Consider the following 16,506-nt stretch of genomic DNA (forward strand, 5'->3'; position numbering starts at 1 on the left):
CCCGATCACCCCCGCACGGCGGTGGTGATCGCGTCGAGCACCGCGGGCACGTGCTGGTCCAGGTAGAAGTGACCGCCCGGGAACACGCTCAGCTCGAAGGATCCGGTGGTGTGCTCGGCCCAGCGCCGCGCCTCCTCGACCGTGGCCTTCGGATCGGCGTCGCCGACGAGCGCGTGCACGTCCGCGGCGATCTTGCGGCCCGGCACGCACTCGTAGGTCTCGACCGCCTTGTAGTCGCTGCGGATGGACGGCAACGCCATGCGCAGCAGTTCGTCGTCGTCCATCACCCGGGAATCGGTGCCCGCCAACGACTTGAGCTCGGCGATCAGCCCGTTGTCGTCGCGCAGGTGCACGCGCTCGTCGCGGTGCGTGCCGGGGGCGCGCCGGCCGGAGGCGAAGACCTTGGCGACCTCGACGCCCTCGGCTTCGAGCCGGTACGCGACCTCGAACGACAACACCGCGCCCATGCTGTGCCCGAACAACGAGAGTGGCCGGTCGGCCCAGGGCTTGATCACGGCGGCGAGCCGGTCGGCGAGCTCGGCGACGGTGGCCACGCACGGCTCGCTGCGCCGGTCCTGGCGGCCGGGGTACTGCGCGGCCAGCACGTCGATGCCCGGGGCGAGCATGCGGGAGACCTGCAGGAAGTAGCTGGCCGAGCCGCCCGCGTGCGGCAGGCAGACAAGGCGGTGCGGTGCCTGCGGCGCGGGGAAGTAGCGGCGCAACCACAGATCCGTTGACTCGGCGGTTTCCAGCATGTCCGTTCCCGTCTGTCAGTGGTGTCCCCGCCACCGTGCGGTGCCCGTGGGCGGGCGACAACCCCTAGCCCGCGCCCGTGCGGGCGCCCGCACGGGCGCTGACCACGCGATCCGTGCCGGTAGGGGTTGTTGCTAGGGGTGCGCCGGGGATTACGTGGGCCGCGGGTACCGGACTGCCTTGGCTGGACCACGTGCGGGAGCGGGAGATGGCAACGGACACGATCCAGCGGACGCAACTGCAGCTCGACGTCTGGCGCGAGTTCGTCTGGACGGCGGGCGAGCAGGGCGATCCGTATGCGTTGTTGCTGCGCGCGCCCGAAGATCCCTACCCGCTCTACGAACAGATCCGCGCGCGGGGGCCGTTGACCCGCAGCGCGCTCGGCACGTACCTGGTGGCCGATCACGGCCTGGCCGGCAAGATCCTGCGGGACCGCCGCTTCGGCGTGCGCATGGTGAACGGGGACCAGGCGCCGCAGTCCGTCGAGTTCGACAACTCGTTGCTGGGCCTGGACCCGCCCGACCACAGCAGGTTGCGCAAGCTGACGATCCACGCGGTCAACCCCGGTCAGATGGAGCCGTGGCGCGCGCGCGTCGAGCGGTTCTGCGACGAGCTGATCGACAAGGTCCTCGCCGGGCCGGTCAAGTTCAACTTCATGACGGCGTTCGCGCAGCAGCTGCCGATGTACGTCATCGGCGAGCTGATCGGCGTGCCCGACGCGCACCGGCGGACGCTGTTCGGGCTGACCCGGCGGATGATGCACCTCGTCGACGGGGAGCCGTCGGTGGAGCTGATGGCCGACGTGGCCCGCTCGACCGCCGAGATGCACGCGATGTTCGCCGACATCATCGCGCTGCGCCAGGCCGAGCGGGGCGACGACCTGATCAGCGACCTGCTGCCCGCGCTCGACGACGGCCGGCTGACCATGGCCGAGCTGATCCCGCTGTGCGCGTTCCTCACCCTCGGCGGGGTCGAGACGACGGTGAACCTGATCGCCAACGCCACACACCTGCTGCTGGCCCACCCCGAGCAGTGGGACGCCTTCCGCGACGATCCTTCCCTTGCCTCGGCGGTGATCCAGGAGACGCTGCGGTTCGAGACGCCGACCCAGCAGTACCGCCGGATCGCGCAGGAGGAGCTGGAGCTCGACGGCGTCGTGCTGCCGGTGGACAGCCAGCTGGCGATCCTCGCGGGCGCGGCCAACCGCGACCCGGTCGTCTACCCCGACCCCGGCCGGTTCGACATCACGCGCCCGCCGAGCCGGGAACTGCTGTCGTTCTCCCTGGGCATCCACTTCTGCCTCGGCGCCGCGCTGGCCCGGCTGGAGGGCGAGGTCGCCCTGGCCGCCATCGCGCGCAGGCTGCCCGACCTGCGCCGGATCGGCCCGATCCGGCGTCGCAAGTCGTTCATCATCCGCGGCATGGTGCAGTTCCCGGTCGCTCGAGCTTCGGGTGGATGAGGTCGCACATGGCTGACGAAGGCACCCTGCGGGACTACCTCAAGCTGGTCACCACGGACCTGCGCCGGACGAAGCAACGGCTGCGGGAGCTCGAGGACGGCGCGCGCGAGCCGATCGCCATCATCGGCATGGCGTGCCACTACCCGGGCGGGGTCGCCTCGCCGGAGGACCTGTGGCGGCTGGTCGCCTCCGGCACGGATGCGATCGGCCCGTTCCCGGAGGACCGCGGCTGGGACCTGAACACGCTCTTCGACGCGGACCCCGACTCCGACGGGACGAGCTACGCCCGCGAAGGCGGTTTCCTGCGTGGCGCCGCCGAGTTCGACCCGGCGTTCTTCGGCATCGCCCCGCGTGAGGCACTGGCCATGGACCCGCAGCAACGACTGCTGTTGCAGGCGTCCTGGGAGGCGTTCGAGCGGGCCGGGATCGACCCGACCTCGTTGCGGGGCCGGCCGATCGGCGTGTTCGCGGGCACCAACGACCAGGGCTACCTGGCGCTGGCCAGCACCGCGCCGCGGGAGACAGAGGGCTACCTGCTGACCGGCGGTGCGTCGGCCGTGGTGTCCGGGCGGGTGGCGTACACGTTCGGGCTGGAGGGGCCCGCGGTCACGGTGGACACGGCGTGCTCGTCGTCGCTGGTCGCCCTGCACCTGGCGTGCCAGTCGCTGCGCCAGGGCGAGGCCACGATGGCGTTGGCCGGTGGCGTCACGGTGATGGCGACGCCGGGTGTGTTCACGGAGTTCAGCAGGCAGCGCGGGCTGGCCGCCGACGGCCGGTGCAAGTCGTTCGCGGCGGCAGCCGATGGCACCGGCTGGTCCGAAGGCGTCGGCGTGCTGCTGGTGGAACGGCTCTCCGACGCGCAGCGCAACGGCCACCCGGTGCTGGCGGTGGTGCGCGGCTCCGCGGTGAACTCCGACGGCGCCTCCAACGGGCTGACCGCGCCGAACGGGCCGTCGCAGCAACGGGTGATCCTGCAGGCGTTGACCAACGCCGGACTGGCACCGTCCGATGTGGACGCCGTGGAGGCGCACGGCACCGGCACGTCGCTCGGTGACCCGATCGAGGCGCAGGCGTTGCTCGCGACCTACGGCCAGGGCCGCGAGCGGCCACTGTGGCTGGGCTCGGTGAAGTCGAACCTCGGGCACGCGCAGGCCGCCGCCGGGGTGGCGGGCGTGATCAAGACCGTGATGGCGTTGCAGCACGCGGAACTGCCGCCGACGCTGCACGTGGACGAGCCGACGCCGGCGGTGGACTGGTCTTCGGGCGCGGTGTCGTTGCTGACCGAGTCCCGGCCGTGGCCGGAAACGGGTGCGCCGCGCCGGGCAGGCGTGTCGGCGTTCGGGGTCAGCGGCACGAACGCCCACACGATCCTCGAGCAGGCACCGGACATCGAAACCGAGGCGTCGCCGGAAGTACCCGGGCCGGTGCCCCTGGTGGTCTCGGCCCGGTCGCGAACGGCGTTGCGCGAGCAGGTCGAGCGGGCCCGGACGCTGGAGCGTTCGGTGGACGTCGGGTGGTCGCTCGCGTGCACGCGGGCGGCCCTGGACCAGCGTGCGGTGCTGGTCGGCGACGAGGTGGTCGAGGGCTCGGTCACGCCGGGCAAGCTCGCGTTCCTGTTCACCGGTCAGGGTGCGCAGCGGGCCGGGATGGGCCGCGAGCTCCACGCGACGTACCCGGCGTTCGCGGCGGCGTGGGACGAGATCGCGTCCCGGCTCCCGATCCCGTGGGACGACGAGGAGTCGCTGAACCAGACCGAGGGCGCACAGGCCGCGCTGTTCGCGCTGGAGGTGTCGCTGTTCCGGCTGCTGGAGTCCTGGGGTGTCGCCCCCGGCTTCGTGCTGGGGCATTCGATCGGGCAGCTCGCGGCCGCGCACGTCGCGGGCGTGTTGTCGCTGGACGACGCGTGCCGTTTGGTCGCGGCGCGGGGCCGGTTGATGCAGGCGTTGCCGCCGGGTGGCGCGATGCTGGCGGTCGAGGGCACGGAAGCCGATGTGCCCGAGGGCATCGACATCGCGGCGGTCAACAGCCCGACGTCGCTGGTGGTGTCCGGGACGTCCGACGAGCTCGCCGCGCTCGAAGCGACCTGGCGGGCCGAAGGGCGGCGGGTCAAGCGCCTGACGGTGTCGCACGCGTTCCACTCGAAGCTCATGGAACCAATGCTCGACGAGTTCGCCGTCGTGGCGCGGTCGTTGACCTACCACGAACCGGCGATCGCGATCCCCGGCGAGGTCGCGGATCCGGCGTACTGGGTGCGGCAAGTACGGCAGACCGTCCGGTTTGCCGACGACGTGGACACGTTGCGGGACAACGGGGTCACGACCTTCGTGGAGCTGGGCCCGGACCCGGTGCTGGCGGCGCACGTGGACGGTGCCGTCGCGGTGTTGCGGCGGGGCAAGGACGAGCCGACGACCCTGCTGAGCGCCGTGGCCACGGTGTGGACGCGTGGTGGCACCGTCGACTGGGCCCGGCTGCTGCCCGGCCGGCGGGTCGACCTGCCGACCTACCCGTTCGCGGGGGATCGGTTCTGGCCCAAGGTGACCGCACGCGTGCACGACGTGTCCGGCGCCGGCCTCGGGGTGACCGACCACGCCCTGCTCGGATCCGGCGTCGGGGTCGCGGGCGGCGACGAGTACCTGTTCACGGCCCGGTTGTCCGCGACCACGCAGCCTTGGCTCGCCGATCACCCGGTGCTGCCCGCGGCGGCGTTCGTCGAGCTGGCCATCCGCGCCGGTGACCAGGTCGGCTGCGCGCGGATCGCCGAACTGAGCATCGACGTCGCGTTGCCGGTCACCGACGCCGTGCAGGTGCAGGTCCGGCTCGGCGCACCGGAGAACGGGGATCGCAGCTTCACCATCCACGCCCGCCCCGAGGACCCGCGGGTCGACCGTGGCTGGCCCGACCGTCCCTGGACCTGCCACGCGACGGGCACCTTGAGCGTTGCCGACGACGTCGAGCCGACGTGGACCGCGGCCGCCGACGACCTTGAGGTCCAGCTACCCGCGGGTGTGGACACCGACCGCTACGGCCTGCACCCGGTGCTGCTGGACAGCGTGCTCGGCGGAGCCGCCGCGGTGGCCTGGTCGGGTGTGACACTGTGGGCGTCCGGCGCCACCGCGCTGCGCGTGCGCGTGTCGCCCGACGGCGACGACGCCGTGTCGCTGCTCGCCGTGGACGAGGCAGGCCGTCCGGTGCTCTCAGCCGAGCGGGTCGAGCTGTCGGCGTGGAACCTCGACGGCACAACGCAGACCAAGGACCTCTACCGTCTCGAATGGACGGCGCGGCCGGTCCGGCGGGCCGCGGACGACGCGGTGGTGCTGAGTCCGTCGAGCGACGACGTGCGTGAAGCGACCACGCAGCTGCTCGCCGGTCTGCAACGCTGGCTCGGGAACGACGACGGGCGCCCTTTGGTCGTGCGGACCAGGGGAGCGGTCGCGGTCCGCCCCGCCGACCCGGTGCCGGACCTGGCGGGCGCCGCGTGCTGGGGTCTGGTGCGCGCGGCCCAGCTCGAACACCCCGGCCGGATCTTCCTCGTCGACGGCGACGCCTCGGTGCCGTTCGACGAACCGCAGGTCGCGATCCGCGACGGCGTCACGTTCGTCCCACGCCTCGAGCGCGTGGCGGACAACCCGGCGCCGGTCAAGCTCGACGGCACCGTGCTGGTCACCGGGGGCACCGGCATGCTCGGCCGTCTAGTGGCTCGCCACCTGGTCACGACGCACGGTGTGCGCAGGCTGGTGCTGACCAGCCGCCGCGGGCCGGCCGCCGAGGGCGCCACCGCGCTGGTCGAGGAGCTGACCGCGCTCGGTGCCGACGTCCGCGTGCACGCCTGTGACGTCGCCGATCGCGACGCCCTCGCCGCCCTGCTCGCCGAGCATCCGGTCAACGCCGTCGTGCACACCGCGGGCGTCGTCGACGACGGCCTCGTCACCACGCTGACCCCGGACGCGCTCGACACGGTGCTGCGGCCCAAGGCCGACGCCGCGCTGGCGTTGCACGAACTGCTGCCGGACGCCGACGCGTTCGTGCTGTTCTCCTCGATCGCCGGCACCGCGGGCAGCCCCGGGCAGGGCAACTACGCCGCCGCCAACGCCGTCCTCGACGCCATCGCCGAGCGGCGCCACCGCGCCGGGAAGCCGGCGTTGTCGCTCGCGTGGGGACCGTGGGACACCGAGCACGGCATGCTCGGCGCGCTCGCCGGCACCGACCGCGACCGCATCGCCCGCTCCGGCTTCCCGCCGCTGGCCCCGGACGCCGCACTTTCCTTGCTGGACACCGCATTGGGCCTCGGTGCGCCGACCGCCGTCGCCACTCGGCTCAACCCGGCCGCGTTCGCGGGCGCGCCGCCCCACCTGCTGCACGTCCTGGTGCGGCCGACCCGGCGCACCGCTGGGGGCGCCACCGCCGACACCTTCGCCGCCCGGCTGGCCACGCTGTCCACTGTGGAGCAGCAGCGCACGTTGCTGGGTCTCGTCCGCGGCCAGACCGCGGCTGTGCTGGGCTTCGCTGGGCCGGACGCGGTCGCGCCGGGCCGGGCGTTCGCGGAACTGGGCGCCGGGTCGCTGGCCGCGGTGGAACTGCGCAACCGCCTGGCCGCGGCCACCGGCGTCACGCTGCCGACCACGGTGATCTTCGACCACGCCACCCCGGAAGCCCTCGCCGGCCACCTGCTGCGCGAGCTGCTCGGCGGCGACGACCGGGAACCGACCGCGGTCACGGCCGGACCGGCGGACGAGCCGATCGCGATCATCGGGATGAGCTGCCGGTTCCCCGGCGGCGTGCACAGCCCCGAGGACCTGTGGCGGGTGGTGGCCGACGGCGTCGACGCGCTCGGCGACTTCCCGGCCGACCGCGGCTGGGACCTGGAAAGCCTTGGCGGAGCGGGGAACACCCGCATCGGCGGGTTCATGGCCGACGTGGACCGGTTCGACCCGGCGTTCTTCGCCATCAGCCCGCGCGAGGCGCTGGCCATGGACCCGCAGCAGCGGCTGTTGCTGGAGTCGAGCTGGGAGGCGTTCGAACGCGCCGGGCTCACCCCGGAGTCGGTGCGGGACAGCCGGACCGCCGTGTTCGTCGGCGCCGCGAGTTCCGCGTACGGGTTCGGCCAGTTCGACCTGCCCGAAGGCACCCGCGGGCACATGCTGACCGGCGCGTCCACCAGCGTGCTGTCCGGGCGGATCGCCTACGCGTTCGGCCTGCAGGGACAAGCGCTCACCATCGACACGGCGTGCTCGTCGTCGCTGGTCGCGCTGCACCTCGCGGTGCGTGCGCTGCGGTCGGGCGAGGCCACGATGGCGTTGGCCGGCGGCATCACGGTGATGACCAACCCCGCGATGTTCGTCGACAGCAGTGAGGCGGGCGCGCTCGCGCCGGACGGGCGGTGCAAGGCCTTCTCCGCCGACGCCAACGGCACCGGCTGGGGCGAGGGCGTCGGCATGTTGCTGGTCGAGCGGCTGTCCGACGCGCGGCGCCACGGGCACCGTGTGCTCGCCGTGGTCCGCGGCACCGCGATCAACCAGGACGGCGCGTCCAACGGGCTCACCGCACCCAGCGGTGCCGCCCAGCAACGCGTGATCCGCCAAGCGTTGGCCGACGCCCGGCTCACTCCGTCCGAAGTGGACGTCGTCGAGGCCCACGGCACCGGCACCGCGCTGGGCGACCCGATCGAGGCGACCGCCCTGCTGGCCACCTACGGCCAGGACCGCACGCGGCCGTTGTGGCTGGGTTCGGTGAAGTCCAACCTGGGGCACACGCAGGCGGCCGCCGGGGTCGCGGGCGTGATCAAGCTGGTCATGGCGCTGCGGCACGGCGTGGTGCCCCGCACCTTGCACGTGACGGAGCTGTCGCCGCACGTCGACTGGACTTCCGGTGCCGTCTCGGTGGCCACCGAACACCAGCCGTGGCCGGACACCGGCCGGACGCCGCGCGCGGCCGTGTCCTCGTTCGGCATGAGCGGCACCAACGCCCACGCGATCATCGAAGGTCTCCCGGCCGAAGAAGCGGCCGAGAGCCCAGCCGAGGACGACAAGCCTTTGCCGTGGCTGCTGTCGGCACGCAGCGCCGCCGCGTTGCGGGAGACCGCGCGGCGCCTGCGTGCGCAGGTGGCCGAGCACCGCGACGTGGACGTGGCGTACTCGCTGGCCACCACCCGGACCGCGTTCGAGCACCGCGCGGTGCTCACCGGTCCCGACCGCCTGAGCTCGCTCGACGCCATGGCGGACAACGAACTCGCTCCCGAGGTGGTGCGGGGAACCGTGCGGCCCGGGCGGGTCGCGTTCGTGTTCCCCGGGCAGGGCTCGCAGTGGGTGGGCATGGCCCGCGAACTGCTGGACACCTCGCCGGTCTTCGCCGAGCAGGCGCGGCGGTGCGCCGCGGCGATCGAGGCGCACGTCGAATGGTCGGTGCTCGACGTGCTGCGTGGTGCGCCGGATGCCGCGTCGCTGGAGCGGGTCGACGTCGTGCAGCCGGCCCTGTTCACCGTCCTGGTGTCGCTGGCCGCGGTGTGGCGGTCTCTCGGCGTCGAACCGGACGCGGTGATCGGGCACTCGCAGGGCGAGATCGCCGCCGCGCACGTCGCCGGTGGGCTGAGCCTCGAGGACGCGGCGCGGATCATCGCGTTGCGCAGCAAGGCGGGCGCGAGCCTGGTCGGCCGGGGCGGCATGGTCTCGGTGAGCACGGACGCTGCCCGCGTGCGTGGCTGGTTGCCGCGCTGGGCGGGCAAGCTGTCCGTCGCCGCCGTGAACGGACCCGGCCTGGTCGTGGTCGCCGGCGATGTCGACGCATTGGACGAGCTGGTCGAGCTATGCGCGACGGAATCGGTGCGGGCCAAGCGCGTCCCGGCCGCGTGGGCCGGGCACTCCGCGCAGGTCGACCTGATCCGCGAGCACCTGCTGTCGGTGGTCGACGGCATCACACCGACGACCGGCGCGCTGCCCATGATGTCCACAGTGGACGCCGAGTGGCGTGACATCGCCACGATGGACGCCGAGTACTGGTACCGCAACACCCGCGAGACCGTCGAGTTCGAGGCGGGCATCCGGGCGCTGGTCGAGCAGGACTACCGGTTCTTCGTGGAGATCAGCCCGCACCCGATGGTGCTGGCGCCGATCGGGGACATCAGCGAGGCCACCGGCACGGACGAGGAGGTCGTCGCGGTCGGGTCCCTGCGCCGCGAGGACGGCGGCATGGACCGGCTGCTGGGTTCGTACGCGCAGTTGTACGCCCACGGCGCGCCGATCGAGGTCGCGGCCCTCTTCGCGGGCACCGGCGCCCGGGTCGTCGACCTGCCGACGTACCCGTTCGCCCGCGACCGCTACTGGCTCGACGCCCCGAACCCCGCCCAGCTCGCGGACCCGGACGAGGCCGCGTTCTGGGACGCCGTCGAGCGCGAGGACCGGGCCGCGGTCGCCGACACGCTCGCCGCCGAACCGGCGGAGGACCTGCTACCCGCGTTGTCGTCGTGGCGCCGTCGCCGCCGTGCCAAGTCCACTGTGGATGGTTGGCGTTATCACGTCACGTGGCGGCCGGTCACGCCAACTCTTGCAGAACCGACGGGCACTTGGCTCGTCATCGGCGATCCCGATGCGGACCTGACCCGCCGCTGCGCCGCGGCCCTCGGCGACGCTCGGGTGGCCACGGAATGGACCGCGGGCGAAGGTGTCGCGGGCGTGCTCTGCCTGCTCCCGCTGGCCGGAGCCCTCGACGTGGTCAAGGCGATGATCGCGGCCGAGGCGGCCGTGCCGCTGTGGTTCGCCACCAGCGGCGCGGTGGCGACCGGTCCGGACGAGCCGCTGCGCGACCCGAAGCAGGCCCAGGTCTGGGGCTTCGGCTTGGTGACCGGCCTGGAACGCCCCGAGTTGTGGGGTGGGCTCGTCGACCTGCCCGAGGTGCTCGACGACGCGGCCGCGGACCACCTGGTTGCCGTCCTCGCGGGGATCGGCGACGAGGACCAGCTCGCGATCCGGCCGGCCGGCGTGTTCGCCCGGCGCATGGTCCGGGCGACTCCGACGCCGGCCTCTTGGCGTCCACAAGGGACAGTCCTGGTCACTGGGGGCACCGGGGCGCTGGGCGGGCACGTGGCCCGGTGGCTCGCCGCCAATGGCGCTGAGCGGCTGGTGCTCGTCAGCCGCACCGGCCCGGACGCACCGGGTGCCGCGGCCCTGACCGACCTCGGCACGCAGACCGGCGTCGACGTCGTCATAGAGGCCTGCGACCTGACCGACCGCGCCGCCGTGGCCGACCTGCTCGCGCGCCACCCGGTGGACGCTGTGGTGCACGCGGCCGGCGTCAGCCAGTTCGCCGCGCTGGCCGACACCACGGCCGCCGACCTGGCCGCGACCCTGGCCGCGAAGGTCACCGGCGCCACGATCCTCGACGAGCTGACCGACGCGCCGCTGATCCTGTTCTCGTCCGGCGCCGGGGTGTGGGGGAGCGCGGGCCAGGCCGCCTACGCCGCCGCCAACGCCCACCTCGACGCGCTCGCTCGCCACCGCAGGGATCGCGGCTTGCCCGCCACCGCCATCGCCTGGGGCGGCTGGGCCGGCGGCGGCATGGCCGACGCCGCCGCCGTCGCGCGCCTGGCCAAGCGTGGGATGCGGATGATGGCGCCGGACCTCGCGCTCGTCGCCATGGCTCAGGCCGTCGGCGCCGATGAGACGACGGTGACGGTCGCGGACCTCGACTGGGCCGGGTTCGTCCCGTCCTACACGGCCACCCGCGCCCGCCCGCTGATCGCCGAGATCCCCGAAGCACAGACCGAAGCCCGCGCCGAATCGGACGTCGAGGAGTCCGACGACGACTTCCGCCGGCGCGTGCTCGCCCTGCCCGAGGCCGACCGCGCGCCCATGCTGCTGGAGCTGGTTCGCGCCCAGGCCGCCGCGGCCCTCGGCTATCCGGACGCCGAGGCGATCGAGCCCGGCCGGGCCTTCCGCGAGCTCGGCTTCGACTCGGTCACCGCCGTCGACATGCGCAACCGGCTGCGCGCGGCGACCGGCCGCAAGCTCGCCACCACCGTGGTCTTCGACTACCCGAACGCCAAGGCGCTGGCCGGTCACCTCTTGGCCGAGCTGCTCGGCGTCCGGGAGCAGGAGGCGCCGGTGGTCGGCACGACCGCCACGCTGGACGAACCAATCGCCATCGTCGGCATGAGCTGCCGGTACCCGGGCGGCGTCGCGTCGCCCGAAGACCTGTGGCGCCTGGTGCTGGCCGGGGGCGACGCGATCGGGGAATTCCCCGACGACCGCGGATGGGACCTCGGCACGCTCTTCCACGACGACCCAGACCACCCGGGCACGTCCTACGCGCGCCACGGCGCGTTCGTGCCGGACATCGGCGAGTTCGACGCCGAGTTCTTCGGCATCAGCCCCCGCGAGGCGCTGGCCATCGACCCGCAGCAGCGGCTGCTGCTGGAATCGAGCTGGGAGGCGTTCGAACGGGCCGGGATCGATCCGGGCACCGTGCGCGGCAGCAAGGCCGGGGTGTTCGTCGGCGCGTCGTTCGTCGGCTACGGCGTCGGCGGCAAACCGGGCAGCGACGCCGAGGGCTACTTCCTGTTCGGCTCGGGCACCGCGGGCACCTCGGGCCGGGTCGCCTACACGTTCGGCCTCGAAGGCCCGGCGGTCACCGTGGACACGGCGTGCTCGTCGTCGCTGGTCGCGCTGCACCTCGCGGCGCAGTCGCTGCGCCAGGGCGAGTGCGACCTCGCGTTGGCCGGTGGTGTTGCCGTGCTCGTGTCGCCGGTGTCGTTCACGGAGTTCAGCCGGCAGCGGGGCTTGGCCGTCGACGGGCGGTGCAAGGCCTTCTCGGCGGACGCGGACGGCATCGGCTGGGGCGAAGGCGTCGGGGTGCTGCTGGTGGAACGCCTGTCGGATGCTGAACGCAACGGGCACAAGGTGCTCGCCGTGCTCCGCGGCTCGGCCACCAACCAGGACGGCGCATCCAACGGTCTGTCCGCCCCGAACGGGCTCGCGCAGCAGCGGGTGATCCGCCAGGCGCTGAGCAACGCCCGCCTCGACGCGTCCGAAGTGGACGTCGTGGAGGCGCACGGCACCGGCACCACGCTCGGCGACCCGATCGAGGCGAGCGCGATCCTCGCCACCTACGGCCAGGACCGGGACGAGCCGCTCTGGCTGGGTTCGGTCAAGTCGAACATCGGGCACACCAGCTCGGCGGCCGGCGTCGCCGGGGTGATCAAGGTGGTCATGGCGTTGCGCGACGGCACGGTGCCGCGGACGTTGCACGCCGCCGAGCCCACGCCCGAGGTCGACTGGTCGGCCGGCGCGGTGTCGCTGGCCACGGAGAACCGGCCGTGGCCGGTGACCGGCCGGCCTCGCCGCGCGGCCGTGTCGTCGTTCGGCGGCACCGGGACCAACGCGCACGCGGTGCTAGAGCAGTACGTGGCTGAACCGGTCGCGGCGACCGACGAGATCGCGGGCGCCGTGCCGTGGGTGCTGTCCGGCAAGAGCCCGCAGGCGGTGCGTGCGCAGGCCGTGAAGCTCGCCGCGCACCTCGACGCCAACCCGGACCTCCAGCCCGGCGAGGTCGCCCGGTCGCTGCTCGCCACCCGCGCGACGTTCGAGCACCGGAGCGTGCTGCTCGGCGCGGACCGGGACGACTTCCGCGCGGCGCTCGGTGCGGTGGCAAGCGGGAACCCGTGGCCCACTGTCGTCACCGGACAGGCGCAGCAGGACAAACTCATCTTCGTCTTCCCCGGCCAGGGTTCGCAGTGGGCGGGCATGGCACGCGACCTGCTCGACACGTCGCCGGTGTTCGCCGCCGAGGTGGCGGACTGCGAACGCGCGTTCGCCCCGCACGTGGACTTCTCGCTGCTCGACCTGCTGCGGGCCGGTGAACTGCCGGACCGGGTGGACGTCGTGCAGCCCGCGTTGTTCGCCGTGATGGTGGCGCTGGCCGCGGTGTGGCGCTCGCTCGGCGTCGAGCCGGACGCGGTGCTGGGCCACTCGCAGGGCGAGATCGCCGCGGCCTGCGTCGCCGGGGCGTTGTCCCTGCAGGACGCGGCCACCGTGGTCGCGTTGCGCAGCAAGGCCATCACCGCGTTGTCGGGGCTCGGTGGCATGGTGTCGATCGCCCTGCCGGTGCAGGACGTGCGGGCCCGCCTCGGCGATCGCGTGTCGGTCGCCGCGGTCAACGGTCCGTCGTCGGTGGTGGTGGCGGGCGACGCCGACGCGCTGGACGCGCTGCTCGCCGAGTGCGCGGCCGACGGGGTGCGGGCCAAGCGGATCCCGGTGGACTACGCCTCGCACACCGTCCACGTCGAACGCCTGCGCGACGAGTTGCTGAGCACGCTCGCGACGATCAAGCCGGTCAGCGCCAAGATCCCGTTCTGGTCCACAGTGGACAACTGCTGGCTCGACACCGCCGCGCTGGACGCCGAGTACTGGTACCGCAACCTACGCCAGGGGGTCGAGTTCGAGCAGGGCGTGCGGGCGCTGGCCGGGCAAGGCTTCCGGTTCTTCGCCGAGATCAGCGCCCACCCGGTGCTCACCATGGCGATCGAGGAGACGGCCGAGTCGGTCGTCGCGCTCGGCACACTGCGCCGCGACGACGGCGGTCAGGCCAGGGTGCTGCGAGCCGCCGCCGAGTTGTTCGCCCACGGTGGTCCCGTCGACCTGACGGTGTTCGCGGGCGACGGCCCGACGGTCGACCTGCCGACGTATGCCTTCCAGCGCAGTCGTTACTGGCTCGAGCCGGTGTCGCTGGACGCCCACGACCGCGGTGGACACCCGATGCTCGGCGCGGCCGTGCCGCTGGCCGACGGCGGGCTCGTGCTGACCAAGGCGCTGTCGGTGCGGACGCACCCGTGGCTCGCCGACCACGTCGTGCTGGGCACGATCCTGTTCCCGGCCACGGCTTTCGTGGAGCTGGCGCTGCACGCGGGTGACCAGGTCGGGTGCCGTGAACTCGAAGAGCTGACGTTGCGGACACCGCTCACGCTGACCGAGCGCGAGACGGTGCGGCTGCAGGTGGTCGTCGGGGCGGCGGGGGAGAACGGCCGGCGCGAGGTGAGCGTGCACGCCCGGCACGACGACTCGCTCGATCCCCAGTGGACACTGCACGCGAGCGGAACCCTCGCCGTGCTCACCGAACCGGCCGAAGCGGGTCCGGCGCTCTGGCCGCCGGCCGGTGCGCAGCCGGTGGACGTCAGCGGCTTCTACCGCGGTGCGGCCGACGCGGGCTACGGCTACGGACCGGCGTTGCGGGCCATGCACACCGTGTGGCACCACGAGGGCGAACTGTTGGCCGAGATCACGCTGCCCGACGCCCTGCGGGGTGACGTCGACGGGTACGGCCTGCACCCGGCGTTGCTCGACGCCGCCCTGCACGGCATCGGCATGGTGCGGGCGTTGCACGACGGCGGCGGCCTCGACCGGCCCGCGGAGCTGCCGTTCGCCTTCACCGGCGTCCGCCGCTACACCGAGGGCGCCACGGCGTTGCGTGTGCGGCTCGCGGTCACCGACGACGGCGGCGTCTCGGCCCGGATCACCGACGACACCGGCACTCCCGTGCTGGCCGTGCGGTCCCTGGTGTGCCGCCCGGCGGCCACCGACCTCGCGGGCGCCCGGCGCGGGGCAGGGGCGTTGTTCGGCGTGGATTGGCACCCACTGCCGGTCTCCACACCGGCGGACCTCACCGACCACCTCGTGGTCCGGTTCGAGGGGTCCGTGCACGACGCCTTGGCGCTGGTGCAGGACTCGCTCGACGGGGAACGCAAGGTCGTCGTGGTCACCCGGGGCGCGGTGGCGGCGGTGCCCGGCGACGACGTGCCCGCCCTGGACCACGCGGCGGTGTGGGGCTTGCTGCGCAGCGCGCAGTCCGAGCACCCGGGCCGGTTCCTCCTGGTGGACCTCGACGACGAGACGACCGCGCTCGAACCGGTAGTCGCCGCGGGCGAACCGCAGGTCGCGGTGCGCGCGGGGGTGGCATATGCGCCGCGGCTGGTCCGGCTGGACCCGCCAGAGCAGCAGCTCCCGGAAGTGGCCGGCACCGCGTTGATCACCGGTGCGACCGGCACGCTCGGGGCCGAACTGGCCCGCCACCTCGTGCGGGAACACGGTTACCGGCACCTCGTGCTGGTCAGCCGCAGTGGCCGGGCCGCACCCGGCGCCGACGCGTTGGCCGACGAACTGACCACCCTCGGCGCCGAGGTCACCATCGCCGCCTGCGACGTCGCCGACCGCGACGCCCTGGCCGCCGTGATCGCCGCGGTGCCCGGTGAGCTGACCGCGGTCGTGCACACGGCCGCGGTGCTCGACGACGGTGTGCTGTCCGGGCTCACGCCCGAGCGCCTCGACGCCGTGCTCGCGCCGAAGGTGCGGGGCGCGCTGAACCTGCACGAGCTGACCGAGGGCATGGACCTGCGGGTGTTCGCCTTGTTCTCCTCGGCCGCCGGGGTGCTCGGCGGTGCGGGCCAGGGCAACTACGCCGCCGCCAACTCCTTCCTCGACGCGCTCGCCCAGCACCGGGTCGCCCGCGGCCTGCCCGCCGTGTCCATGGCGTGGGGCCCGTGGGCCCAGCGCACCGGCATGACCGGCGAGCTGACCGACGTCGACGTCCGACGGCTCACCCGCTCCGGGCTCACCCCGATGACCACTGTGGACGGTCTGCGGCTGTTCGACGAGGCGCTGGCCGCGGGCCGTGCGCTCGTCGTGCCGATGGGCTTCGCCCCGGCCGCCCTGCGCGCCCGCCCAGCCGAGGTCCCGCCGCTGTTGCGGGTGCTCGTCCCGGTGAGCGCCGAGCCGGACACGGGTTCGGCGGCCGCGCTCACGAGCAGGCTCGCCGCCGCACCGGACGCCGAACGCGACCGGATCCTGCTGGAGCTGGTGCGGACCCAGGTCGCCACCGTGCTCGGCTACCAGTCGGCGGGCGCGGTCGACGCGAGCCGCGGTTTCGTCGAACTGGGGCTCGACTCGCTTACCGGGGTCGAACTGCGCAACCGGCTGGCCGGTGCGACCGGGCTGCGGCTGCCCGCGACCATGGTGTTCGACCACCCGAACCCGGCCGCGCTGGCCCGGCACCTGAGGTCCGGCCTCGAACCACGCAGGCACAGCCCGGCCGAGCTCGCCCTGGCCGACCTGGCCAAGCTCGAGCAGAGCCTCGCGGGCGTCACCAACGGCGACCGCGCCAAGGTCACCGCCCGGCTGCGCGCGTTGCTGACCACGTGGAACGCCGCCGACGCGCCCGAGGAGGTGTCGGACAGCCTCGACTCCGCCACCGCCGAGGACGTGTTCGACCTCCTGGACGAGGAGTTCTCCAAGTTCTGAACCGCCACCAAGGAGACG

The 16,506-nt window shown here is 73.5% G+C and carries 3 protein-coding genes; 2 read left to right on the plus strand and 1 reads right to left on the minus strand.

Translation table 11 applies throughout. The features are described from left to right. Positions 1-5: 5 nt before the first annotated feature. On the minus strand, positions 6-755 hold the full coding sequence (locus tag EV186_RS31815) for a thioesterase II family protein (protein WP_208115884.1): 750 nt from the start codon (positions 753-755) through the stop codon (positions 6-8). Between the two features lie 206 nt (positions 756-961). On the opposite strand from EV186_RS31815, the gene EV186_RS31820 reads away from it, so the two are divergent. Together EV186_RS31820 and EV186_RS31825 are read left to right on the plus strand one after the other, a co-directional pair. Next, entirely contained in the window at positions 962-2,212 is a 1,251-nt protein-coding gene (locus EV186_RS31820) for a cytochrome P450 (RefSeq protein WP_133853218.1), read from the plus strand. A gap of 8 nt (positions 2,213-2,220) precedes the next feature. Then, on the plus strand, positions 2,221-16,488 hold the full coding sequence (locus EV186_RS31825) for a type I polyketide synthase (protein ID WP_166659422.1): 14,268 nt from the start codon (positions 2,221-2,223) through the stop codon (positions 16,486-16,488). The last annotated feature ends 18 nt before the right edge of the window (positions 16,489-16,506 follow it).

The organism is Labedaea rhizosphaerae (genome assembly GCF_004362825.1).
Lineage (GTDB): Bacteria > Actinomycetota > Actinomycetes > Mycobacteriales > Pseudonocardiaceae > Labedaea > Labedaea rhizosphaerae.

Bases quoted from the DNA above. Each gene is read 5' to 3' on its own strand.
- EV186_RS31820 (WP_133853218.1), top strand. From the start codon at position 962: ATGGCAACGGACACGATCCAGCGGACGCAACTGCAGCTCGACGTCTGG.
- EV186_RS31815 (WP_208115884.1), bottom strand. From the start codon at position 755: ATGCTGGAAACCGCCGAGTCAACGGATCTGTGGTTGCGCCGCTACTTC.
- EV186_RS31825 (WP_166659422.1), top strand. From the start codon at position 2,221: ATGGCTGACGAAGGCACCCTGCGGGACTACCTCAAGCTGGTCACCACG.